Origin of the sequence: Pseudomonas jessenii (assembly GCF_002236115.1) — a bacterium.
GTDB classification, from domain to species: domain Bacteria; phylum Pseudomonadota; class Gammaproteobacteria; order Pseudomonadales; family Pseudomonadaceae; genus Aquipseudomonas; species Aquipseudomonas jessenii.
The window spans coordinates 701,201-721,812 of sequence record NZ_NIWT01000004.1 but is presented as its reverse complement, the minus strand read 5'-3'; the positions used below and the strand labels follow the sequence as shown (position 1 = coordinate 721,812).

Genomic DNA, 20,612 nt, shown 5'->3' with positions numbered 1-20,612 from the left:
AGGTCAGTCATCGCGAGCAAGCTCGCTCCCACAGGGATCCTCAGTGCGGCGCCGACCCAGTGTGGGAGCGAGCTTGCTCGCGATGAGGCCCGCCCATTCAGCCGAGAACTATCAGGCTGTATCCCGCAAATGCTCAAACAACATCCGGCTCACCGGCGACAGCAACGCCTCATCGCGCACCACCAGAATCAACGCCCGATCGGACCATTCGTCCGTCAACGGCACCGCGTGCAAACCCAGCGCCCGGCCAAACAATTCATAGGCGCGCTGCGGAAGGATGCCGATCCCCATGTTGGCCTGGATCATGCGGCACATGGCGTCGAACCCTGGCACATGAATTCGCACCCGCAGCACCTTGCCGGCCTCGCGGGCGGCGGCATGGGTACGCATGTTGATCGAACTGGCGGCATGCAACCCAACGTAATCACTGTCCAGCGTATCGGCGAACGCGACGCTGGACCGACTCGCCAATGGATGGTGCGGCGGCATCAACACCACCAGTTTGTCCTGGCGATACAGCACGCTGTGCAGGCCCTTGATGTCACTGTCGATGGAACAGATCCCGAGGTCGGCCACGCCGTCGAGCACGCCCTGAATCACCCCGGCGCTGGGGCGTTCTTCGAGGTCGGTCTTGACCTGTGGGTGACGCTCGGAAAAATCCCGCAGGTCCTCGGGCAAAAACTGAATGATCGCCGACAGGTTGGCGAGCATCCGCACGTAGCCGCGCACACCGTGGCTGTGCTCGCCCAGTTCAAGTCCCATTTTCTCGACGTTGAACAACATCTGCCGGGCATGGTGCAGCAGGGTTTCACCGGCCGGCGTCAGGGACATGCCCTTGGCCTGGCGCACGAACAGGCTGATGCCCAGCGCCTCCTCCAGCTCCATCAAACGCTTGCTCGCCGCCGAGACGGCAATCGCTTCGCGCGCCGCTGCACGGGTCAACGTGCCCTCTTCGTGCACGGCGACGAACAGTTGCAGGGTGATCAGGTCGAGACGGCGGATCAGGCTTTTTTGCAGCATCGGGTACTCGGCGAAGTCGGCTCAGGCGAAGTCGCAGCATAGCGTTCTTCGCCCACGTCGTGCCGTGGTCCAGGCACCGGTCGTGATAAAGTCGCCGCCCACAGACCTTTTGCCGTGAGACGAAGAACGCAATGACCGATTTCCAGGATGTCGATGCTCAACTTGAAGACTGGAACGCCTTGCGCAGCACCACTTCGTTCAGTGGCTTGCTGGTGGGCAACGGTGCCAGTCGCGCGGTGTGGGACGATTTCGGCTACGAATCGCTGTTCGAAAACGCCCGCACCGTTGAAGAAAAGCCCCTGAGCCCGTCCGAGTTGAGCGTGTTCGATGCGATGCAGACCCGCAGTTTCGAGCAGGTACTGAGCGCCTTGAAAACCACCAGCCGGGTCAACAAGGCCCTGGCTGTCAGCTCCGCCGCCCCGCGCAATCGCTACTACGCGATCAAGGAAGCGCTAATCAACACTGTGCACGCTGCGCATATCCCGTGGCGGCTGGTAGTGCCTTCGACGCTGGCAACCATCAATCAGGAACTGGCCAGCTACCGCACGGTGTTCACCACCAATTACGACCTGCTCAACTACTGGGCGGTGCAACACCAGCCTGAGGCGATCACCGATCTGTTCCAGGGTGCCGAACCCGGTTTCGACCTGAGCGACACGGCCACCGATAAAACCCGTTTGCTGTACCTGCACGGCGGTCTGCATCTGGTGCGCAACCAGGACGGTACGGCGCGCAAGCTGATGTCGACCGAGGGCACGTTGCTGGGCAATTTCGCCATCAACAACACGATCAAGACCCTCGACGACGTGCCGCTGTTCGTCAATGAAGGCCCGAGTGCGGACAAGCTCAAGACCATTCGCAGTTCGGATTACCTGTCGTTCTGCTACGAGCAATTACTCGGTCACGGCCAGGCGCTGTGCATCTTCGGCCATGCGTTGGGGGAGCAGGACAGCCACATCATCCATGCCTTGCGCCTGGCGAAACCGCAGGTGGTGGCGATCTCGATTTACCCGCGCAGCAAGGCCTTCATCCAGCACCAGAAGCGGCATTACGCGAAGGTGTTTGAGGGGACGGGTGTGGCGTTGAGGTTTTTTGATTCGAAGAGCCATGCGCTGGGTGGCACGAAGCTCACGGTCCCTGTCGAAGTTTAGCGGCAACTGATCTGACGCATTCGCGAGCAGGCTCGCTCCCACAGGTTCAGCGTGATCCCTGTGGGAGCGAGCTTGCTCGCGATGCTTTTGCAGTCAACTCATTCTTCAGTGCTGTGCACCACCACCAGCAACTGCGCCTGCACCTCACCCACCGAACGAATCCGGTGCGGCTTTTGCGCATTGAAGTGCAACGCATCGCCACGATCGAGCAGCACGCGCTCGTTCATGAAGTCCACCTCCACCCGCCCTTCGTGGACGAATAAAAACTCCTCGCCCAAATGCTCCTTGAAGGTCTTGTCGGTGAACTCGGCCGGCGGGTAGATGATGAACGGCAACAAGCTGCGTTCGCTGACCTGATGCGCCAGCACCGCGTAGCCCGAATTGTTGTCACTGACGCCCAACGGTTGCCGTTCGTGGCTGCGCACCAGGCTGTAGCTGTCGAGGCTGACGTTGTCTTCAGAGAACAGTTCCTCGACCTTCACATTCAGCGCCCTGGCCAGTTTCAGGGCCGCAGCAATCGACGGCGTGTTCAACCCACGCTCGACTTTCGACAGGTAACTCTTGGTCATGCCGGATTGTTCGGCCAGGGTTTCCAACGTCACGCCAAGTTTTTTTCTGAGTAATTTCAAACGGATAGACATGTAGAGCGATTTATCCATCAAGGAGGCAACGATTTGTCCTTGCCAATGACACAATGTGTCATATAGCCTCTTTAGTGTCATTTGCATTCACCGACGACTTTGCGAGGAACCGGTGAACGGCAAACCCGACGTCCATTGAATCACCCAAAGGACACCGATATGGCCAAGACATTAGCACTGCCCAAAGAGCAACTGGTCAAGCACGCGCTGAGCCAAATGCAAAATACCCTGGCGGATAATACGTGGAACACCCGGCAAAAGCTGGCCCTGACCTGCCGCATCCTGTTCGAGCATGGTCACGATTCCGGCCTTGCCGGACAAATCACCGCCCGTGGTCCCCAACCCGGCACTTACTACACTCAACAACTGGGCCTGGGTTTCGACGAAATCACTGCGGGCAACCTGCTGCTGGTCAACGAGGACCTGGAGGTGCTCGAAGGCCACGGCATGCCCAACCCGGCCAATCGTTTTCACAGTTGGGTGTACCGCGCCCGAGCGGATGTGAACTGCATCATTCACACCCATCCGACCCACGTTGCAGCCTTGTCGATGCTGGAAGTGCCGTTGCAGATTTCCCACATGGACCTCTGCCCGCTCTATGACGACTGCGCGCTTCTCGAAGGCTGGCCGGGCGTGCCGGTGGGCAACGAGGAAGGCGAGCTGATTGCCGGGGCACTGGGCGACAAACGGGCGATCCTGCTTTCGCATCATGGCCAATTGTCCACCGGCGGTACCGTTGAGGAAGCCTGTGTCATCGCGCAACTGATCGAACGCGCCGCGAAACTGCAACTGCTGGCGATGAGCGCCGGGACCATCAAGCCGATCATTCCCGAACTGGGCCGCGAAGCCCACGACTGGATTGCCCGGCCCAAGCGGCATGCCGCCGCTTTCAACTACTACGCCCGGCAGATCCTGCGCCAACACGCCGATTGCCTGAACTGAACCCATCGATCGAACGGAGAGACACCATGTCCACCGCAAACATTCACGGCATCATCGGCTACACCATCACCCCTTTCACCCCCCACGGTGAGGGCGTTGACCTGGATGCCCTCGGGCGCTCCATCGACCGACTGATCGAGGGCGGCGTACACGCCATCGCACCGCTGGGCAGCACCGGTGAAGGTGCTTATTTGAGCGACGCAGAGTGGGATCAGGTCAGCGAGTTCAGCATCAGGCACGTGGCCAGGCGCGTGCCGACCGTCGTCAGCGTGTCCGACCTGACCACCGCTAAAGCGGTGCGCCGCGCGCGTTTCGCCGAAGCTCACGGCGCCGATGTGGTGATGGTGCTGCCCACGTCCTACTGGAAGCTCAGCGAAGCGGAGATCCTCGCCCATTACCGTGCCATCGGCGACAGCATCGGCGTGCCGATCATGCTCTACAACAACCCGGCCACCAGCGGCACCGACATGTCGGTGGACCTGATCCTGCGCATCGTCAACGCCGTGGAAAACGTGACCATGGTCAAGGAGAGCACCGGCGACATCCAGCGCATGCATCAACTGCAACGTCTCGGCGAAGGCCAGGTGCCGTTCTACAACGGCTGCAATCCGTTGGCCCTGGAGGCCTTCGCCGCCGGCGCAAAAGGCTGGTGCACCGCTGCGCCGAACCTGATCCCGCAGCTCAACCTGGATTTGTACGAAGCAGTTCTGGCCAACGATTTGCGCAAGGCTCGCGAACTGTTCTATCGCCAGTTGCCGCTGCTGGATTTCATCCTCAAGGGTGGCTTGCCGGCGACGATCAAGGCGGGTTTGCGGGCGACGGGCCTGGAGGTGGGGGATCCGCGGCTGCCGGTATTCCCGTTGAGTGAGGCGAGTTGTGATCAGCTGGAAGATCTGTTGAAGGCCCTGCGCTGATCTCCAGCTGTACATAAAGCCACTGTGGGAGCGAGCTTACTCGCGATGAGGCCATTACATTCAACACGGATGTTGACTGTCAGACCGCCATCGCGAGCAAGCTCGCTCCCACAGGGATTTTTGCTGGATTTGAAAGCTGTACTCAAAGCACCGGCAACGTCTTGTCCTTGACCACCTTGGACGAACCGTTGGCCTTCACGCTGGCGATGCCTTTCTCCATGGCGGCATCGGAGGAATAGGCCTCGCTGCTGCCGATGATCTCGTGGTTGCCCGCCTTCAGGTTGAAATACGGTTGGCCATCCTTGGTGATTTTCTTCTCGTAACGCTCATCCAGCGAGCTGTTGGCCTGGACCGAGGCAATGCCTTTGTCGGCGGCGGCGTGGGTGGTGTACAGCTCGCTGGTCAGAATGGTCTCGGCGTTGGCCGCCTTGAGGACAAACCTGAACTGGCCATTGCTGCTTTTGCTCACTTCATACCATCCGGACATGCTCTTTCTCCTTGGCGATTGAAAGGTTGCGCGCTTCACAGTAAAGACCAGCCTCGGGTTTCTGTCGCCTGTTCTGGCCCCTTCGCGAGCAAGCTCGCTTCCACAGTAGATTTGTGTACACCAAACCATTGTGGGAGCGAGCTTGCTCGCGATGGCGTCGACACGATCTTCCTTACTTCACCGCAGCCCGCACCACCGACAACTCCGGTGCTGACGTCCGCCGCTGGCTCAGATACCGCGTACAACTCACCCGCAGGAACGAAGCGAAATTGACCACCTCGCCGCGGTAGTCCATCACCTCTTCATACAGCTTGGCGATCAACTGATTGGTGGTCATGCCGTCGACCTCGGCGATTTCGCTGAGGATGTCCCAGAACTGATTCTCCAGCCGCAAGGTGGTGACCACCCCGCAAATGCGCAGCGAGCGGGAGCGCGATTCGTAGAGTATCGGGTCGGCTTTGACGTACAGCTCGCACATGGGCATGCCCCTCTTTACAGCGTGATTTTAGTACCCAGCAACCCCAGGAAACCGGCCAGCCAGTTCGGATGCGCAGGCCAGGCCGGAGCCGTGGCCAGATTGCCCTGGACATGGCCGTCCGTCACCGGAATATCGATATACGTACCGCCCGCCAGTCGCACTTCCGGAGCGCAGGCCGGATAAGCGCTGCATTCGCGACCTTCGAGAACACCCGCTGCCGCCAGCAACTGCGCACCATGGCACACGGCAGCGATCGGCTTGCCAGCCTTGTCGAACGCGCGCACCAGTTCCAGGACTTTTTCGTTCAGGCGCAGGTACTCCGGCGCACGGCCGCCCGGAATCAGCACCGCGTCATAATCGGCGGCGTTGACCTTGGCGAAATCGAAGTTGAGGGCAAACAGGTGACCGGGTTTTTCACTGTAGGTCTGGTCGCCTTCAAAGTCATGGATCGCCGTGCGCACGGTCTGGCCGGCAGCCTTGTCCGGGCAAACGGCGTGCACCGTGTGGCCGACCATCAGCAACGCCTGGAACGGCACCATCACTTCATAGTCTTCGACGTAATCACCGACCAGCATCAGAATTTTTTTCGCAGCCATGGGGAGGACTCCTCTGGAAGTGGGCGTGCAGGAGTATTCAAGGTAGTCCTTATCCGGCGGGTCGGGTAACAACCGGCTACTACCTTGTGGCGAGGGGGCTTGCCCCCGTTCGCCTGCGAAGCAGGCGCAAAATAGGACAGTGCGGTTCGTTTGATGAAACCGGATAGGGGCTGCTGCGCAGCCCAACGGGGGCAAGCCCCCTCGCCACATAGGTGTGTTCGCAACTGTACGGATAACTCTGCACCTAGCTGTAACAGCGGCTTACACCGGGTTTATGGCTAGATAACAACACCTCCCACCTTCCACGATTCTGGTTGCCATCATGTCCTCGCGCGAAAACACCGGCATGGCCCTGGGCCTGCTCGGCGTTGTGATCTTCAGCCTCACCCTGCCCTTCACGCGGATCGTCGTGCAGGAACTCCACCCGCTGCTCAATGGCCTGGGCCGGGCACTGTTTGCAGCGGTTCCGGCGGCGTTGCTGTTGCTGTGGCACCGGGAAAAATGGCCGACCTGGAAGCAGGTCAAACGCCTGACGCTGGTGATGGCCGGGGTGATCCTCGGTTTCCCGGTGTTGTCGGCCTGGGCCATGCAAACCTTGCCGGCGTCCCACGGTGCGCTGGTCAACGGCTTGCAGCCGCTGTGCGTGGCGCTGTACGCCGCGTGGTTGTCCCATGAGCGGCCTTCGAAAGCCTTCTGGGCCTGCGCCGCATTGGGCAGTGCGCTGGTGCTCGGTTATGCACTGATCAGCGGTGCCGGCAGCATTCAGGCCGGTGACTTGCTGATGCTTGGCGCCATTGCAGTGGGTGGGCTGGGGTACGCCGAGGGAGGCCGACTGGCCAGGGAGATGGGCGGCTGGCAGGTGATCTGCTGGGCGCTGGTGCTGTCGACGCCGCTGCTGATTGGCCCGGTGGTGTATCTGGCACTACAACATCAGGGCGAGATTTCCGCCAAGACCTGGTGGGCCTTCGGATATGTCTCGCTGTTTTCGCAGTTCATCGGTTTCTTTGCCTGGTACGCCGGACTGGCCATGGGTGGCATTGCCCGGGTCAGTCAGATCCAGTTGCTGCAGATCTTCTTCACCATCGCCTTCTCGGCGCTGTTCTTCGGTGAACATGTGGAGCCGATTACCTGGCTGTTTGCTGGCGGGGTGATCGTGACGGTGATGCTCGGGCGCAAGACAGCGATCAAACCCAATCCTGTGGGAGCGAGCTTGCTCGCGAAGGACTTGAAACCGACGCGTTGATTCAGAAAGCACGCGTTATCGTTGACGTCCATCGCGAGCAAGCTCGCTCCCACAGGATCAGAGGTAACCGTCGGAGCGCAGCAGGGTTTCCAGGCAATGCTCGCTGATGCGATAGAAATCCTTCAGCTCCTGAATCTTCGCCAGCAACTGAGCCGGGTCCACTGGTTCTGCGCGTTTGACCGCCAGGATCATCTTGTTCTTGTTGGTGTGGTCCAGTGAGATGAACTCGAACACCTTGGTCTCGTAGCCGCAGGCCTCAAGGAACAACGCGCGCAAACTGTCGGTGACCATCTCGGCCTGCTGGCCCAGATGCAAGCCGTATTGCAGCATCGGCTTGAGCAGCGCCGGGCTCTGGATTTGCAGGCGGATCTGTTTGTGGCAGCATGGCGAGCACATGATGATCGCCGCTCCGGAACGGATGCCGGTGTGGATCGCATAGTCGGTGGCGATATCGCAGGCATGCAGGGCGATCATCACGTCCAGCTCGCTCGGCGCCACGCTGCGCACGTCACCGCACTTGAACACCAGGCCGGGGTGTTCAAGCCTGGCGGCGGCGGTGTTGCACAGGGTGACCATGTCTTCACGCAGCTCGACGCCGGTCACCTCGCCTTCGGCCTTCAAGGTGTTGCGCAGGTAATCGTGGATGGCGAAGGTCAGGTAGCCCTTGCCTGAGCCGAAGTCCGCCACACGCACCGGCTTGTCCAGCGCCAGGGGGGACGATGTCAGCGCATGGCTGAACACTTCGATGAACTTGTTGATCTGCTTCCACTTGCGCGACATCGCCGGGATCAGCTCGTGCTTGCTGTTGGTCACACCGAGGTCGGCGAGAAACGGCCGACTCAGGTCAAGAAAACGGTTTTTCTCACGGTTGTGCTCGGCCGATGGCACTTCGCGCAATTGCTGAGGTTGGCTCTTAAACAGCGATGACTTGCCCTTTTTGCTGTATTCGAGCTGGGCTTCGTCGGTCAACGACAACAAATGCGCATTTTTGAACGACGCTGGTAGCAGCCCGGCAATGCTCGCCACACCTTCGACCAGCGGCAGGTTCTTGGTGATATCGCGGGTCTTGTAGCGGTAGACAAAAGACAGGCAAGGCTGCGCCTTGACCGTCACCGGTTTGATGATGATCCGCTGCAGGTCCGTTTCATCACCCACGTATTTGGCCAGCACCAGTTTGATGAATGCGTTGTGCTCGAGGCTCGATTGCAGCAGGTCGATGAACTGGGCGTGATGATCCGGCGCGAGGCTGGCGGGAGTGGCGGTGACGGACATGGAAAAACGGCCTCGGCAATACGAATCTGGGGATGCCGGGTATTTTAGGGGGGACGAGGGTTTTGGGCACGGGGTAATTTTGCGCCAGGTCCCGTTCCCGCCGATCGGGACCTGAATTCAACCGTCGCTACCTCATGGCTCCACCAGTCGAAGTTTGCGATTGGTCGGCGAGTTGATGACGAACTTGACGATCAACCCTACCGGCACCGCCCACGTCAGACCGTTGACCGGATCAGTGACCACGGCGACAGTTTCGGAACTTGCAGCCAGATCCAGACGTCGGCGATCGTTGCTGGATTTGAGTAATCCATATGCATGGCTGACCAGCCGCTCCGCCTGGTGCATCGGCATATCCAGACTCTGCAAATGCCTCACCGCACGGCAGAACAGCACTTGATCATCAATCACACCCTCGCCTTCATGACGGGTCAGAAACGCCTGCGCTATGGCCAATAGCTCCTCATTCAAATGGGCCTGTTCATCAACCTCCTTCATGCTCAAGACTCCTGTTGCGCTTGCGCCGCCGGAGCACTCTCGGCGACAGGCCGTGCGGCGCGGCGCAAGTCAGGTCCGGCGCACGGCAGGTGCACGGCCGGATTGGGCATGCCACTGGGGGAAAGCTCATGGGTCATTTCGAACTCGGCCCGTACCGACCAGCCACAGGCCTCCGACGTACATTGCAGGTATGCCACCCGCAGGAAGATATGCCGCCCTTCGCTGGTACGTATGCGCATCCGGCTCAGGCAGTGCGGGCACACCATCTTGTAAGTACTCATACATGCTTCCCTTGGGCCATCCGGTGGTAATCGAATTGATCAAACGCAATACTGTTTGAAACACAATTGGTGAAAGACAGGTGCTGCAAATAACGTCCGCCAGACAAAAGGAAGTGCAACGGGTGGACACGTAATAGATACGAGCCAAGCTCGTAGGAAATCACCCTGATACCATTAGGAAGTTTCGACATCGTATTCTTCAGATTCATAGTTGACGATTGATTACTTACAAGAAAAAACGTACTCATTACGCATACGTTAAGCACTCAAAAAGCATATGTCAAAAGGAAGAGGCTCAAATTGCGTAGCAAAAAATCACAAGCTGTTTTGGCCCGTCTGAAGCAAATCACGGGTACAAAAACTGACGCTTCCCTGTCTACTGCGCTACAGATCAGCCCCCAGACACTCAGCAGCTGGAAAGGCCGCGACAGCACGCCATACTCATTATGCGTAGATATTGCACGGACTCGCGGCATCTCCCTTGACTGGTTGCTGCTGGGCGAGGGGCCGATGCTGCGGCAGCCCCATGTCAACGCTCCTGCAAATGCTGCGGAAACTGCAACAACGCAGGAAAGCACCATCCTTTCGCTGTGGCGATTGCTTGATGAGGATGACCGCTGCGCAATACAAAGTGCATTGGAGGAAAAGCGGCGCCTGCGGGATCTGGAAACACAACTTTCGGAAATGGCCGCTACCCTGGCATCACTTGGACACTCAAACAAAACCTGACTTGAAGTCCGACGTTTCAATGCTTGAAGGCATGCCACAAAACAATAATGTTGCCACTACTGCGAACAATCATTACGCATGAAAAAACACTCACCACTGCATGCCATGGGCTCACCGGCAGGAATGTCAGTAATACATCGATGCCGGCAAGGCAGAACACTGCGCCAAGCAAGCTGATCAATATCCTGTCGCACCAGTGGTAACGTTGTTCGTCGCGCTGGTAACACGCCAGCCTGAACGCACTGACCAGGTGAGCCACGCCCGCCACCCACACCAGAGCCGCCATCTCAAAGGTCATTGCCCTCGCCCTCTGAGATGACGAAGGATGTCACCGAGGCCGGCGCCATCGATCCACTGCATGAGCTTGATGCTGATGGGAATGACCAGCAACGCGCATAGAAAGGCCGTCACGCCGGCTGTCAGAAAAGGCGCCATTGGCTGGGCCACCGGGGCAAACAGGTAACCGACACCCGCCGACAACAGCCAGGAACCGATGCGTTGCCAGGCCTTGAAGTTGGCGCGAGTGGTCGTGACCAGCCACGCGCCAAGTGTCGCGCCGAACAGGGCTTCTCCATCGATAGCCGGCAACGTCGCAATACCCAACCCCACCATGAGCCCGCTGATACTGTTGTAGGTCGAATCAGTCAGGCTCATGGGTATCTCGCGACTGCAATGGCTCAACAGTGATGGCCCCCGACTCCAGCGCCCTGAACACGGCAGCGTTGCGAGATCTGACGGCGAACTTGCGGCGGATATTGGAAAAGTGGAAGTTGATGGTGGATTCCGAGCAACTCTGAATCCTGGCGATCTCCCAGGACGTCTTGCCTTTGAGGCACCACTCCAGGGCTTGTGTCTCTTTCGTTGTCAGTTGCACCAACGGAGTAAGCATTGCGCTACCGGGTGCATCCTCCACCAAGGTCTCCAGCGTTTGTTGCGTTTTCATAAGAACTCCCTCTACACAAAACGCCCATCGCAGGGCGTGCACCATGAGAGAGATGTTGAAGACAAGCTCCCCGCCGGACAACGTTCGGGAACTGTGTCGCGGCGCATTACAAAAGCACATGAAGCCCTGGCTTAACCCAGCACCACCAGACGATTCGGCAGCTCGTTGCGCACATGGGTCACCGGCACATGTACCTTGAGCAACTCGCCACAGGCCTCGACGCAACTGACAAAGCCCTGCAGCGTCTGCCCCTGTTTCACCTGCTGGGTGAATGTCGCGACGATCGCGTCCCAGTTCTTGTTGTCCAGGCGACTGGAAATCCCTTCATCCACCAGGATCTCCACGTAACGCTCGGCCTCGGAAACGAAAATCAGCATGCCGGTGCTGCCCTCGGTGTGGTGCAGGTTCTGCTCCAGGAACTGCCGGCGCGCCAGGTTCGAGGCACGCCAATGGCGCACCGAGCGCGGGATCAGATGGGTGGTGACTTTCGGCAGGCGGAACACCAGGCACAGCACGATGAAGATGGCCCATTGCACCATCAGCAGGCTGTGCATGGTCAGCCAGCCGGTGAGGTAATGCACGATGCCCGGCACCAGCAGCGCCAGCAGGCTGGCCCACAGCAACGGGATGTACGCATAGTCGTCGGCGCGGGCTGCGAGTACTGTCACCAGTTCTGCGTCTGTCTCGCGCTCGACCCGGGCAATGGCCTCGGCCACCTTGCGTTGTTCGTGTTCAGTCAGTAATGCCATGTCGTGAAGTGCCTGCTAATTTTTATTATCACCAGCCGCCGGACGAACCGCCCCCGCCGAAACTGCCCCCGCCGCCGCTGAAGCCTCCCCCTCCACCGCCGCCGCCAAACCCGCCACCGCCAAAGCCGCCCCCGGATCCACCGGAGCCGCCCCGGCCAGCGGGAAGAATACCGAGCATCTGGCACACAAAAACAGTCAGGATGAATAACATCACAAAAAACACGAACAATCCGGGATGCCGCGCGATGAAATCGTCCCCCGGATCGCCCCTGGATTCATACGCCGTGGAGGGTTCGTCCAGGGGGTTGCCGCCCAGCACCACCAGCATCGCCGCTACGCCGTCACTGATGCCTTTACTGAAATTGCCGGTCTTGAATGACGGGGTGATGACCTGGTTGATGATCACCGAACTCTGGGCATCGGTCAGGCGATCCTCCAGGCCGTATCCGACTTCGATACGCAGCCGGCGCTCGTCCCGGGCGATGATCAGCAAGGCGCCGTTGTTCTTGTCCTTCTGCCCGATGCCCCAGTGGCGGCCGAGTTGGTAACCGAAGTCGGCGATGTCGGTACCTTGCAAGTCCGGCAACGTCACTACCACAAGCTGCTCGCCGGTGGCTTGCTCATGGGCCTGAAGTTGTTGGCTGAGCTGCTGGCGCACCGATGGCTCGATCATCTGCGCAGTGTCGACCACCCGCCCCGTCAGCGCCGGAAAGCTCAGCTCGGCGCGGGCAACGATCGCCACCACCCACAACAACAGCAACAGGCCTGTTTTCAGGACGCGCATTGGCAACCTCTTGCGTGGTGACGCCGATTAGCGCAGTTCAGAATTTGACCTCGGGGGTCTTTTCCGAACCCGGTGTGGCTTCGAAGGTCTCGCGCACCGGCAGGTCGCTGTACATCACGGTGTGCCACAGGCGACCGGGGAACGTGCGGATCTCGGTGTTGTATTTCTGCACCGCGAGGATGAAATCGCGCCGGGCCACGCTGATGCGGTTCTCGGTGCCTTCAAGCTGCGATTGCAGGGCGAGGAAGTTCTGGTTGGCCTTGAGGTCCGGATAACGTTCGGAGACCACCATCAAGCGACTCAAGGCGCCGCTGAGCTGGTCCTGGGCCTGTTGGTACTGCTTGAGCTTTTCCGGGTTGTCGAGGGTCGAGGCATCCACCTGGATCGACGTGGCCTTGGCCCGGGCTTCGATGACGGCGGTCAGGGTTTCCTTCTCGTGGGCCGCATAGCCCTTGACGGTTTCCACCAGATTGGGAATGAGGTCGGCGCGCCGCTGATACTGGTTCTGCACCTGGCCCCAGGCGGCCTTGGCCTGTTCATCGAGCGTCGGGATGTTGTTGATGCCGCAGGCGGTCAGCAACGTAGCCAGCATTAGCAACGTGACGACCTGCAAACGCGAGCGGTAGGTTGGACTTACATTCATCAGGATGATGCTCCCTTGTGCATTTCATGAAAAAACCGACCGTGAAACCTTCTGGGCCGGCTCTTGGGGCATAATCGCCCGCGCCTCTGGATTGCAACGGGCCGATGGGCTAAAAAGAGGCCCTGCGCGAAAACGCATCCGCCATCTGGCTGTGGTTTTTTGGCTCTGGTCTTTTGAGCCGGTACCCGAACAACAATAGACGCTCCCTAAATTTTGGCTGGCCGGCGTGTACATCGCCGTTTGGGCCCTTGAGAAAACTATTCATGAAGAAGCTGTGTTTGCTGGGCCTGTTCGTCAGCCTGGCCAGTCATAACGTATTGGCCGCCACGACGCCCGCACCCCTGGAGAACAAGGAAGCCTTCGTCAGCAACCTGATGAAGCAAATGACCCTCGATGAAAAAATCGGCCAGCTGCGCCTGATCAGCATCGGCCCGGAAATGCCGCGCGAAATGATCCGCAAGGAAATCGCGGCAGGCAACATCGGCGGTACGTTCAACTCGATCACCCGCCCGGAAAACCGCCCGATGCAGGACGCGGCCATGCGCAGCCGCCTGAAGATCCCGATGTTCTTCGCCTACGACGTGATCCACGGCCACCGCACCATATTTCCGATCCCGCTGGCCCTGGCCTCGAGCTGGGACATGGACGCCATCGGCCTGTCCGGGCGCATTGCCGCCAAGGAAGCCGCGGCTGACAGCCTCGACATCACCTTCGCACCGATGGTCGACATCTCTCGCGACCCACGCTGGGGTCGTACTTCCGAAGGCTTCGGTGAAGACACTTACCTGGTGTCGCGCATTGCCGGCGTGATGGTCAAGGCGTTCCAGGGTACTGGCGCGAACGCAGCCGACAGCATCATGGCCAGCGTCAAGCACTTTGCCTTGTACGGCGCGGTCGAGGGTGGCCGCGACTACAACGTGGTCGATATGAGCCCGGTCAAGATGTACCAGGACTACCTGCCACCGTACCGCGCCGCCATCGATGCCGGCGCCGGCGGGGTCATGGTCGCGCTGAACTCGATCAACGGCGTGCCGGCCACCGCCAACACCTGGCTGATGAACGACCTGCTGCGCAAGGAGTGGGGCTTCAAGGGCCTGGCCGTCAGCGACCACGGGGCGATTTTCGAGCTGATCAAGCACGGTGTTGCCGCCGACGGTCGCGAAGCGGCGAAGCTGGCAATCAAGGCTGGCATCCACATGAGCATGAACGACACCCTGTACGGCAAAGAGCTGCCAGGGCTGCTGAAGTCCGGCGAGATCCAGCAGAGCGACATCGACAACGCCGTGCGTGCGGTACTGGGCGCCAAGTACGACATGGGCCTGTTCAAGGACCCGTACCTGCGCATCGGCAAGGCCGAGGATGATCCGGTCGACACCTACGCCGACAGCCGCCTGCACCGCGCCGAGGCCCGTGATGTGGCACGCCGCAGCCAGGTGCTGCTGAAAAACCGGAATGACACCCTGCCACTGAAGAAGACCGCGAAAATCGCCCTGGTCGGTCCGCTGGCCAAGGCGCCCATCGACATGATGGGCAGCTGGGCAGCCGCCGGTCGCCCTGCTCAATCGGTGACCCTGTTCGATGGCATGACCAACGCCCTGGGAGACAAATCGACACTGATCTACGCCCGTGGCGCCAATATCACCAGCGACCCGAAAATCCTCGGTTACCTGAACTTCCTCAACTTCGATGCCCCGGAAGTGGTGGACGACCCGCGCCCGGCGAACGTGCTGATCGACGAAGCGGTGAAAGCGGCCAAGGATGCTGATGTGGTGGTTGCCGCCGTCGGTGAATCCCGTGGCATGTCCCACGAATCGTCGAGCCGCACCGACCTGAACATCCCGGAAAACCAGCGCGAGCTGATCCGGGCCCTGAAAGCCACCGGCAAACCGCTGGTACTGGTGTTGATGAATGGCCGTCCACTGACGATCCTCGAAGAGAAGGAACAGGCCGACGCGATCCTGGAAACCTGGTTCAGCGGCACCGAGGGCGGCAACGCCATCGCCGACGTGCTGTTCGGCGACTACAACCCGTCGGGCAAACTGCCGATCAGCATCCCGCGTTCGGTAGGCCAGATTCCGACCTACTACAACCACCTGACCATTGGCCGGCCGTTTACTCCGGGCAAACCGGGCAACTACACCTCGCAGTACTTCGATGACACCACGGGCCCCCTGTACCCGTTCGGCTATGGCCTGAGCTACACCGAGTTCAGCCTGAGCGACATGGCGCTGTCGTCGACCACGCTGAACAAGACCGGCAAGCTCGACGCCAGTGTCACCGTGAAAAACACCGGCAAGCGCGACGGCGAAACCGTGGTGCAGCTGTACATCCAGGACGAGACCGGCTCGATGATTCGTCCGATCAAGGAACTGAAGAACTTCCAGAAAGTGATGATCAAGGCCGGCGAACAGAAAGTCGTGCACTTCACCATCACTGAGGACGACCTGAAGTTCTACAACACCCAGCTCAAGTACGCGGCGGAACCGGGCAAGTTCAACGTGCAGATCGGCCTGGATTCAGAGGACGTGACGCAGCAGAGTTTTGAGTTGCTGTAATTAATCAAACACCGCAAAACCCTGTGGGAGCGAGCTTGCTCGCGATAGCGGACTGACAGTCGACAGAGATGTTGAATGTTAAGCCCTCATCGCGAGCAAGCTCGCTCCCACAGTGGTTTCAGTGTTCAGAAAACTGGGGTCAACCCCGCCGATTCAGCAGGTTCACCACCACCCGATCCACCCATCCCCACACCCGTTGCTTGACCCGCCGCCACAGTGGCCGGCGCTTCCATTCCTCCAGGCTGACTTGCTCACTCAACCCGAAATCCCGTTCGAAACTCGCCGCCACCGACCGGGTCAGTCCGGGGTCCAGGGCTTCCAGGTTGGCTTCCAGGTTGAAGCGCAGATTCCAGTGATCGAAGTTGCACGAACCGATGCTCACCCAGTCGTCGACCAGGACCATTTTCAGGTGCAGGAAACACGGCTGGTACTCGTAGATTTTCACCCCGGCCCTGAGCAGTCGCGGGTAGTAGCGATGCCCGGCATAACGCACGGATGGGTGATCGGTACGGGGGCCGGTCAGCAGCAAGCGCACATCGACGCCCCGGGCAGCCGCCCGGCGCAGGGAGCGGCGGACTTTCCAGGTCGGCAAAAAGTACGGCGTGGCCAGCCAGATCCGTCGCTGACCACTGTTCAGGGCACGCACCAGCGATTGCAGAATGTCCCGGTGTTGACGGGCGTCGGCATAGGCCACCCGGCCCATGCCCTCGCCTATGGACGGCACCCTTGGCAGGCGCGGCAGACCGAAATGCGAAGCCGGTCGCCAGGCACGTCGATGGCGGTTGGCAATCCACTGACGATCGAATAGCAGCTGCCAATCGAGTACCAGCGGGCCGGTGATTTCCACCATCACTTCGTGCCATTCGCTGGCGTCTTCCCCCGGAGTCCAGAATTCATCAGTGACACCGGTGCCGCCGACCACGGCCAGGCTCTGGTCCACCAATAACAGCTTGCGGTGATCGCGGTAGAAGTTGCCGACCCAACGTCGCCAACTCAGACGATTGTAAAAACGCAGCTCCACGCCAGCGGACATCAGCCGCTGACGCAAGGCCAGGGTGAAAGCGAGGCTGCCGTAATCATCGAACAGACAGCGCACCCGTACACCGCGCTCGGCGGCCTGCACCAATGCCTGGACCATGGCTTCGGCGCAGGCACCCGCCTCCACCAGATACAGTTCCAGCTCAACCTGCTCTTCAGCCCGGGCAATCGCCACCAGCATGCGCGGAAAAAACTGCGGACCGTCGATCAGCAGTTCGAAGCGGTTGCCTTCACGCCACGGAAAAATCGCTCCGGCCATGTCAGCGCGCCGTGAAAATCAGTACCGCACCCACCGGTACGGAAAGACTGATAGCTGATAAACCGGCCAGTTTGCGCAACGTTTCCAGGCCGGGAGCCAAATCGAAATCCTCGGCGTTGATCACCAGCGGTTCGAGGGTCACCACCTGGAAGCGCCGGTCATCGAGTCGGGTCGCCAACAGTTCGGCCTGGTATTCGTGTTGTTTGCCGTGCAGGTCGACCATCAGCGGCAGGCGCAACTCCAACTGCGCGCCGGGAGCGAGGTCATTGATCGGGCGCAGATCGATTTTCGTGGTGATCATGGCGTCGGGAAACCGGTCGATCTGGAACAGTTCCTTGCGCATGCGCTCATCGCGCAACGGGATGCCGCTGTTGATCGACTCCAGCTCGACTTCCACCTGGGCCAGCCCCTCGGGGTCGACCTTGCCGTGCAGCACCAGGAAGCGCTGCACTTCGGAAACATTGGCATTCTTGGTGCTGACAAACGACAGGCGCGAAGACTCGCCATCGAGATACCAGTCGGCGCGGGCCGACAACGCGGCACCGGCCAACAGCAGGAAAGTGAGGGTTTGGAAGGTGGAGCGCTTGAACATAGAGACTCGTGGGGCAGATAAACCTGTGCTGAACCTTAACTGGCTTGTCACAGGTTGCAAACTTTCTGTTGCGCCATGAACACATTCCATAGGGCGAGTGAGCTTTTGTGGCGAGGGGGCTTGCCCCCGTTGCGCTGCGAAGCAGTGCTGAAGTCTACAACCAAGTAAGCCTGACGGACCGGGGAGGCTGGCTTTGCGTCTGCTTCGCAGCCGAACGGGGACAAGCCCCCTCGCCACAAAAACTCACCACCACCCAAAGCACATACCCCGCTCAAGGCTCCAAACGACAACCCTGGCGCTCGCCGATCCACACCGCGCTGTTGCTGCGGCCCATGCCACTGACCGAGACACGCTTGCCGGCCGGGTCATCGGTAAAGCCGCTGGCGGGCAGCCACTGTTTCACATAACCGTGGCAGTACTCGGCATCGTTGTTCATCACGTAGCGGCACGAACAATATTCCTTGGCGGTGTAGGCGCTGATGATGTCGGGGAACGCCCACAGCGCCACCCGCTCGTGCCAGATCCAGCCGAGCAAGGCGATCAGCAGGATCAACAACAGGGAACTGAGCGGTCGACGGCGAATGAAACCGCTCATGGCTGCACCTTCCCGGAAAAGGCCTTGAGCGCGAGCTGGAGCAATTGGTTGTGCCGGTAAGTGCCGTCGCGGTCATCGCCGTAGCGGACGATCACCAGCTGCTCACTGGGGATCACGTACATCGCCTGGCCCCAATGCCCCAGCGCGGCGAAGGTGTCGGCGGGAGCATCGGGCCAGGGTCGTGCCGCGCCCTCAACGGCTCGATTGAGCCACCACTGGCCGCCGGGGACGGCCTCGTCTTGATCGGCGTGATAGTGAGCGAATGGCTCGCGATTGAATGCCACCCAGTCCCTGGGCAGCAGTTGCCTATCTGCCCAGCGCCCCTCGCGGGCCATCAACAGACCGACCCGGGCCAGGTCCCGTGCAGTGAGGTAGGCATAGGACGAAGCAACGAAAGTGCCCGTGGCATCGGTTTCCCACACGGCTTGGCGGATACCCAGCGGCTCGAACAGCGCAGTCCACGGATAATCCGGATAGCGGCCGGGGCCGACGATGGTTTTCAACGCGGCGGACAACAGGTTGCTGTCACCGCTGGAGTAGCGAAACGCCTGGCCCGGCGCCGCGTACTCGGCATGGGCCGCGGTGAACGCAGCCATGTCGTGGTGACCGCGGGTGTAGAGCATGGCCACTACCGAAGACTTCAGCGGTGCGTATTCGTAGTCTTCCTGCCAATCCAGGCCCGAGGCCCAGTGCAGCAGGTCGGCCATGGTCAGGTCGGGGTATTTTTGCAGGGGCGGATAAAACTTCGCCACAGGGTCGCCGAGTTTGAACAAGCCTTCGCCGTAAGCCACACCGAGGACCGCGGCCATCAGGCTCTTGCTGATCGACCAGGTCAGGTGCGGCGTCTCGGCCGTCGTTGGGCCGGCGTAGCGTTCGTAGATCAACTGGCCGTCGCGGATCACCAGCAAGGCATCGGTGCGAATGCCTTGGCGAGTGGTGTCATCGCGGGATGGGAAGGCATAGGTCTCCAGGGCTTGAAGCGCCGGGCCAGCGGGCGTCGGCGCGGTCGGCCATTGCTCGGCGGGCCAGCTTTCAGCCTGGGTCGTGAGGCTGAGCAACAGCAGGAAAATCAGGGACAGGCCTTTGGGCATGACGGGGGCTCGAAGATTGAACTTGCTGAGCCTAGTCGAGGTTGATGACAGTTCAGGAATTCATGCTGCCAATCAGGCCGCCATCGCGAGCAAGCTCGCTCCCACAGGGGAATGCATTCCAAATGTAGGAGCGAGCCTGCTCGCGATGAGGCCCATCAATACGCCGCCAATGCCTTGGCCAACCGCTTGCCCCGCGCCCCTGCAGCCAAATCCATCACCGCCTGATCCCGTTGCCACATCGCCGCCCACTCTTGAGGCCCTCCGGCCAGCGCCTCATTCACTTCAGTCTTGAGCCCTTCGAACTGCGCAAACAACCCGCCAAGCAACACATGCCCGGCCGGATGGGTGGGTGGCTGGCGGCTGGTTTCCGCGCACCCCGCCAGTAACCCCAGCAACCGCAATTGCAAGCCTTGCGGCCAATCGCATTCCTGGCCGACGCCATACAACCACGCTGTCATGGCGCTCAGCACATAGATGTCTTCCAAAGTTCGGAACGGTTTGACGTAAGCGTCCCAACCATCCCCTGCGAGCAACTCGCACAGCGCGTTATCCAGAAACAACCGGCCATGGCTGATGTCCGGCATCAACGGGAGCGGCGCCAGCTTTTCCACCCGCACACCCGGCTCATCGCGATAGATCACCGCCAGGCTCAAGCGTGGATCGGCGCCGGGCTCCTCGCTGCGCGCCGCCACCAGCAGCCAGTCGGCGGCATTGCCGGCGGTGACGAAATCCTTGCGTCCGCTCAGGCGCAAATCGCTCAGTCGGGTTTGCATATCGGCCGGGCGCAGGCTGCGCTGCTCGGTGGCGCACAACGCGCCCAGGCTCAGTGGCGCGCTCGGCCAGAGCATGCGCAAGGCCGCCTGATACCCCACCAGAAACGCTTGCCCCGGTGTCGCCATCAACCGCCCGCCAAGCACCGCCAATTCAAACGGAGTGACCGTTCCCAACTGCTGCAACAAGGTCGCGAAACCTTCCGCCAGATCCGGGTTGGCGGGCAAGCGATCACGGCGGTTCAACAGGGTTTGCCAGGGCATAAGAGTCTCCTCGAAGGCTGTCATATAAGCATCACCAAAGCTTAATGGCGATGACACCGGGGCTACATAGCCTGACTTTG

At 60.3% G+C, this 20,612-nt stretch carries 25 protein-coding genes; 6 read left to right on the top strand and 19 right to left on the bottom strand.

Features of this window, described 5'->3' with window-relative positions; translation table 11 throughout:
* Positions 1–111 precede the first annotated feature (111 nt).
* The gene (locus tag PSJE_RS16460; RefSeq protein WP_090453605.1) at positions 112–1,020 is read right to left on the bottom strand and encodes a LysR family transcriptional regulator; all 909 of its coding nucleotides are present in this window, start codon (positions 1,018–1,020) and stop codon (positions 112–114) included.
* A 131-nt stretch (positions 1,021–1,151) separates the two neighbouring features.
* On the opposite strand from PSJE_RS16460, the gene PSJE_RS16455 reads away from it, so the two are divergent.
* Positions 1,152–2,171, top strand: a complete 1,020-nt coding sequence (locus PSJE_RS16455; protein ID WP_090453603.1) for a DUF4917 family protein — start codon at positions 1,152–1,154, stop codon at positions 2,169–2,171.
* 98 nt (positions 2,172–2,269) lie between these two features.
* Here PSJE_RS16455 and PSJE_RS16450 read toward each other — a convergent pair whose 3' ends face one another.
* Complete coding sequence (locus tag PSJE_RS16450) at positions 2,270–2,812, bottom strand: helix-turn-helix domain-containing protein (RefSeq protein WP_057716658.1); 543 nt, start codon at positions 2,810–2,812, stop codon at positions 2,270–2,272.
* Positions 2,813–2,971: 159 nt separating this feature from the next.
* Between PSJE_RS16450 and PSJE_RS16445 the strand changes: the two genes are divergently transcribed.
* Complete coding sequence (locus tag PSJE_RS16445; protein WP_090453601.1) at positions 2,972–3,754, top strand: aldolase; 783 nt, start codon at positions 2,972–2,974, stop codon at positions 3,752–3,754.
* A gap of 26 nt (positions 3,755–3,780) precedes the next feature.
* Entirely contained in the window at positions 3,781–4,668 is an 888-nt protein-coding gene (locus tag PSJE_RS16440; RefSeq protein ID WP_090453599.1) for a dihydrodipicolinate synthase family protein, read from the top strand.
* Between the two features lie 142 nt (positions 4,669–4,810).
* On the opposite strand, the gene PSJE_RS16430 is transcribed toward PSJE_RS16440, so the two are convergent.
* The 3 genes from PSJE_RS16430 to PSJE_RS16420 all read right to left on the bottom strand — a co-directional run bounded on the left by PSJE_RS16430 (position 4,811) and on the right by PSJE_RS16420 (position 6,229).
* A complete protein-coding gene (locus PSJE_RS16430) occupies positions 4,811–5,155 on the bottom strand; it encodes a YegP family protein (RefSeq protein ID WP_090453598.1) in 345 nt (114 codons plus the stop codon).
* Between the two features lie 172 nt (positions 5,156–5,327).
* The gene (locus tag PSJE_RS16425; protein WP_090453597.1) at positions 5,328–5,633 is read right to left on the bottom strand and encodes a ribbon-helix-helix domain-containing protein; all 306 of its coding nucleotides are present in this window, start codon (positions 5,631–5,633) and stop codon (positions 5,328–5,330) included.
* 14 nt (positions 5,634–5,647) lie between these two features.
* Positions 5,648–6,229: a DJ-1/PfpI family protein gene (locus PSJE_RS16420; RefSeq protein ID WP_008051822.1), complete on the bottom strand. Its 582-nt coding sequence runs from the start codon at positions 6,227–6,229 to the stop codon at positions 5,648–5,650.
* Between the two features lie 322 nt (positions 6,230–6,551).
* Here PSJE_RS16420 and PSJE_RS16415 point away from each other — a divergent pair, with 322 nt between their 5' ends.
* A complete protein-coding gene (locus PSJE_RS16415) occupies positions 6,552–7,472 on the top strand; it encodes a DMT family transporter (RefSeq protein ID WP_090453595.1) in 921 nt (306 codons plus the stop codon).
* 57 nt (positions 7,473–7,529) lie between these two features.
* On the opposite strand, the gene PSJE_RS16410 is transcribed toward PSJE_RS16415, so the two are convergent.
* The 3 genes from PSJE_RS16410 to PSJE_RS16400 all read right to left on the bottom strand — a co-directional run bounded on the left by PSJE_RS16410 (position 7,530) and on the right by PSJE_RS16400 (position 9,520).
* A complete protein-coding gene (locus tag PSJE_RS16410) occupies positions 7,530–8,744 on the bottom strand; it encodes a class I SAM-dependent methyltransferase (protein ID WP_057716058.1) in 1,215 nt (404 codons plus the stop codon).
* 132 nt (positions 8,745–8,876) lie between these two features.
* Positions 8,877–9,239, bottom strand: a complete 363-nt coding sequence (locus PSJE_RS16405; protein ID WP_057716059.1) for a hypothetical protein — start codon at positions 9,237–9,239, stop codon at positions 8,877–8,879.
* A 2-nt stretch (positions 9,240–9,241) separates the two neighbouring features.
* Complete coding sequence (locus PSJE_RS16400) at positions 9,242–9,520, bottom strand: Ogr/Delta-like zinc finger protein (RefSeq protein ID WP_090453593.1); 279 nt, start codon at positions 9,518–9,520, stop codon at positions 9,242–9,244.
* A 300-nt stretch (positions 9,521–9,820) separates the two neighbouring features.
* On the opposite strand from PSJE_RS16400, the gene PSJE_RS16395 reads away from it, so the two are divergent.
* Complete coding sequence (locus tag PSJE_RS16395; RefSeq protein WP_090453591.1) at positions 9,821–10,249, top strand: helix-turn-helix domain-containing protein; 429 nt, start codon at positions 9,821–9,823, stop codon at positions 10,247–10,249.
* Between the two features lie 16 nt (positions 10,250–10,265).
* Here the strand turns inward: PSJE_RS16395 and PSJE_RS16390 are convergent, their stop codons facing one another.
* The 6 genes from PSJE_RS16390 to PSJE_RS16365 all read right to left on the bottom strand — a co-directional run bounded on the left by PSJE_RS16390 (position 10,266) and on the right by PSJE_RS16365 (position 13,368).
* On the bottom strand, positions 10,266–10,547 hold the full coding sequence (locus tag PSJE_RS16390; RefSeq protein ID WP_090453589.1) for a phage holin family protein: 282 nt from the start codon (positions 10,545–10,547) through the stop codon (positions 10,266–10,268).
* Positions 10,544–10,903: a putative holin gene (locus PSJE_RS16385; protein ID WP_090453587.1), complete on the bottom strand. Its 360-nt coding sequence runs from the start codon at positions 10,901–10,903 to the stop codon at positions 10,544–10,546. Before PSJE_RS16385 ends, PSJE_RS16390 begins: the two co-directional genes overlap by 4 nt.
* A complete protein-coding gene (locus PSJE_RS16380; RefSeq protein ID WP_090453585.1) occupies positions 10,890–11,192 on the bottom strand; it encodes a helix-turn-helix domain-containing protein in 303 nt (100 codons plus the stop codon). The genes PSJE_RS16385 and PSJE_RS16380 overlap by 14 nt, the downstream gene beginning before the upstream one ends.
* Before the next feature lie 131 nt (positions 11,193–11,323).
* Positions 11,324–11,941, bottom strand: a complete 618-nt coding sequence (locus PSJE_RS16375; RefSeq protein WP_057716065.1) for a TPM domain-containing protein — start codon at positions 11,939–11,941, stop codon at positions 11,324–11,326.
* A 28-nt stretch (positions 11,942–11,969) separates the two neighbouring features.
* A complete protein-coding gene (locus PSJE_RS16370; RefSeq protein ID WP_090453583.1) occupies positions 11,970–12,725 on the bottom strand; it encodes a TPM domain-containing protein in 756 nt (251 codons plus the stop codon).
* A gap of 37 nt (positions 12,726–12,762) precedes the next feature.
* Entirely contained in the window at positions 12,763–13,368 is a 606-nt protein-coding gene (locus tag PSJE_RS16365; RefSeq protein WP_057716067.1) for a LemA family protein, read from the bottom strand.
* 263 nt (positions 13,369–13,631) lie between these two features.
* Between PSJE_RS16365 and bglX the strand changes: the two genes are divergently transcribed.
* Positions 13,632–15,923 (top strand): beta-glucosidase BglX, encoded by a 2,292-nt coding sequence (bglX, locus tag PSJE_RS16360; RefSeq protein ID WP_057716068.1) that lies wholly within the window; start codon positions 13,632–13,634, stop codon positions 15,921–15,923.
* Between the two features lie 139 nt (positions 15,924–16,062).
* Here bglX and PSJE_RS16355 read toward each other — a convergent pair whose 3' ends face one another.
* From PSJE_RS16355 to PSJE_RS16335, 5 genes are all read right to left on the bottom strand, one after another.
* Positions 16,063–17,220: a phospholipase D-like domain-containing protein gene (locus PSJE_RS16355; RefSeq protein ID WP_090453582.1), complete on the bottom strand. Its 1,158-nt coding sequence runs from the start codon at positions 17,218–17,220 to the stop codon at positions 16,063–16,065.
* A gap of 1 nt (position 17,221) precedes the next feature.
* Positions 17,222–17,812 carry a YceI family protein gene (locus tag PSJE_RS16350; protein ID WP_090453580.1) on the bottom strand — a complete coding sequence of 197 codons (591 nt, stop codon included), beginning with the start codon at positions 17,810–17,812 and terminating at the stop codon, positions 17,222–17,224.
* Between the two features lie 271 nt (positions 17,813–18,083).
* Complete coding sequence (locus PSJE_RS16345) at positions 18,084–18,407, bottom strand: amidase (protein WP_090453578.1); 324 nt, start codon at positions 18,405–18,407, stop codon at positions 18,084–18,086.
* Positions 18,404–19,498, bottom strand: coding sequence for a serine hydrolase domain-containing protein (locus PSJE_RS16340; protein WP_090453576.1), 1,095 nt, complete (start codon positions 19,496–19,498; stop codon positions 18,404–18,406). The genes PSJE_RS16345 and PSJE_RS16340 overlap by 4 nt, the downstream gene beginning before the upstream one ends.
* A gap of 155 nt (positions 19,499–19,653) precedes the next feature.
* A complete protein-coding gene (locus tag PSJE_RS16335) occupies positions 19,654–20,532 on the bottom strand; it encodes an acyl-CoA dehydrogenase family protein (RefSeq protein ID WP_090453575.1) in 879 nt (292 codons plus the stop codon).
* Positions 20,533–20,612: the final 80 nt, after the last annotated feature.

Bases quoted from the DNA above. Each gene is read 5' to 3' on its own strand.
- PSJE_RS16345 (WP_090453578.1), bottom strand. From the start codon at position 18,407: ATGAGCGGTTTCATTCGCCGTCGACCGCTCAGTTCCCTGTTGTTGATC.
- PSJE_RS16385 (WP_090453587.1), bottom strand. From the start codon at position 10,903: ATGAGCCTGACTGATTCGACCTACAACAGTATCAGCGGGCTCATGGTG.
- PSJE_RS16460 (WP_090453605.1), bottom strand. From the start codon at position 1,020: ATGCTGCAAAAAAGCCTGATCCGCCGTCTCGACCTGATCACCCTGCAA.
- PSJE_RS16335 (WP_090453575.1), bottom strand. From the start codon at position 20,532: ATGCCCTGGCAAACCCTGTTGAACCGCCGTGATCGCTTGCCCGCCAAC.
- PSJE_RS16410 (WP_057716058.1), bottom strand. From the start codon at position 8,744: ATGTCCGTCACCGCCACTCCCGCCAGCCTCGCGCCGGATCATCACGCC.
- PSJE_RS16380 (WP_090453585.1), bottom strand. From the start codon at position 11,192: ATGAAAACGCAACAAACGCTGGAGACCTTGGTGGAGGATGCACCCGGT.
- bglX (WP_057716068.1), top strand. From the start codon at position 13,632: ATGAAGAAGCTGTGTTTGCTGGGCCTGTTCGTCAGCCTGGCCAGTCAT.
- PSJE_RS16340 (WP_090453576.1), bottom strand. From the start codon at position 19,498: ATGCCCAAAGGCCTGTCCCTGATTTTCCTGCTGTTGCTCAGCCTCACG.
- PSJE_RS16425 (WP_090453597.1), bottom strand. From the start codon at position 5,633: ATGTGCGAGCTGTACGTCAAAGCCGACCCGATACTCTACGAATCGCGC.
- PSJE_RS16445 (WP_090453601.1), top strand. From the start codon at position 2,972: ATGGCCAAGACATTAGCACTGCCCAAAGAGCAACTGGTCAAGCACGCG.
- PSJE_RS16405 (WP_057716059.1), bottom strand. From the start codon at position 9,239: ATGAAGGAGGTTGATGAACAGGCCCATTTGAATGAGGAGCTATTGGCC.
- PSJE_RS16440 (WP_090453599.1), top strand. From the start codon at position 3,781: ATGTCCACCGCAAACATTCACGGCATCATCGGCTACACCATCACCCCT.
- PSJE_RS16370 (WP_090453583.1), bottom strand. From the start codon at position 12,725: ATGCGCGTCCTGAAAACAGGCCTGTTGCTGTTGTTGTGGGTGGTGGCG.
- PSJE_RS16430 (WP_090453598.1), bottom strand. From the start codon at position 5,155: ATGTCCGGATGGTATGAAGTGAGCAAAAGCAGCAATGGCCAGTTCAGG.
- PSJE_RS16400 (WP_090453593.1), bottom strand. From the start codon at position 9,520: ATGAGTACTTACAAGATGGTGTGCCCGCACTGCCTGAGCCGGATGCGC.
- PSJE_RS16415 (WP_090453595.1), top strand. From the start codon at position 6,552: ATGTCCTCGCGCGAAAACACCGGCATGGCCCTGGGCCTGCTCGGCGTT.
- PSJE_RS16450 (WP_057716658.1), bottom strand. From the start codon at position 2,812: ATGTCTATCCGTTTGAAATTACTCAGAAAAAAACTTGGCGTGACGTTG.
- PSJE_RS16365 (WP_057716067.1), bottom strand. From the start codon at position 13,368: ATGAATGTAAGTCCAACCTACCGCTCGCGTTTGCAGGTCGTCACGTTG.
- PSJE_RS16375 (WP_057716065.1), bottom strand. From the start codon at position 11,941: ATGGCATTACTGACTGAACACGAACAACGCAAGGTGGCCGAGGCCATT.
- PSJE_RS16390 (WP_090453589.1), bottom strand. From the start codon at position 10,547: ATGACCTTTGAGATGGCGGCTCTGGTGTGGGTGGCGGGCGTGGCTCAC.
- PSJE_RS16455 (WP_090453603.1), top strand. From the start codon at position 1,152: ATGACCGATTTCCAGGATGTCGATGCTCAACTTGAAGACTGGAACGCC.
- PSJE_RS16420 (WP_008051822.1), bottom strand. From the start codon at position 6,229: ATGGCTGCGAAAAAAATTCTGATGCTGGTCGGTGATTACGTCGAAGAC.
- PSJE_RS16350 (WP_090453580.1), bottom strand. From the start codon at position 17,812: ATGTTCAAGCGCTCCACCTTCCAAACCCTCACTTTCCTGCTGTTGGCC.
- PSJE_RS16355 (WP_090453582.1), bottom strand. From the start codon at position 17,220: ATGGCCGGAGCGATTTTTCCGTGGCGTGAAGGCAACCGCTTCGAACTG.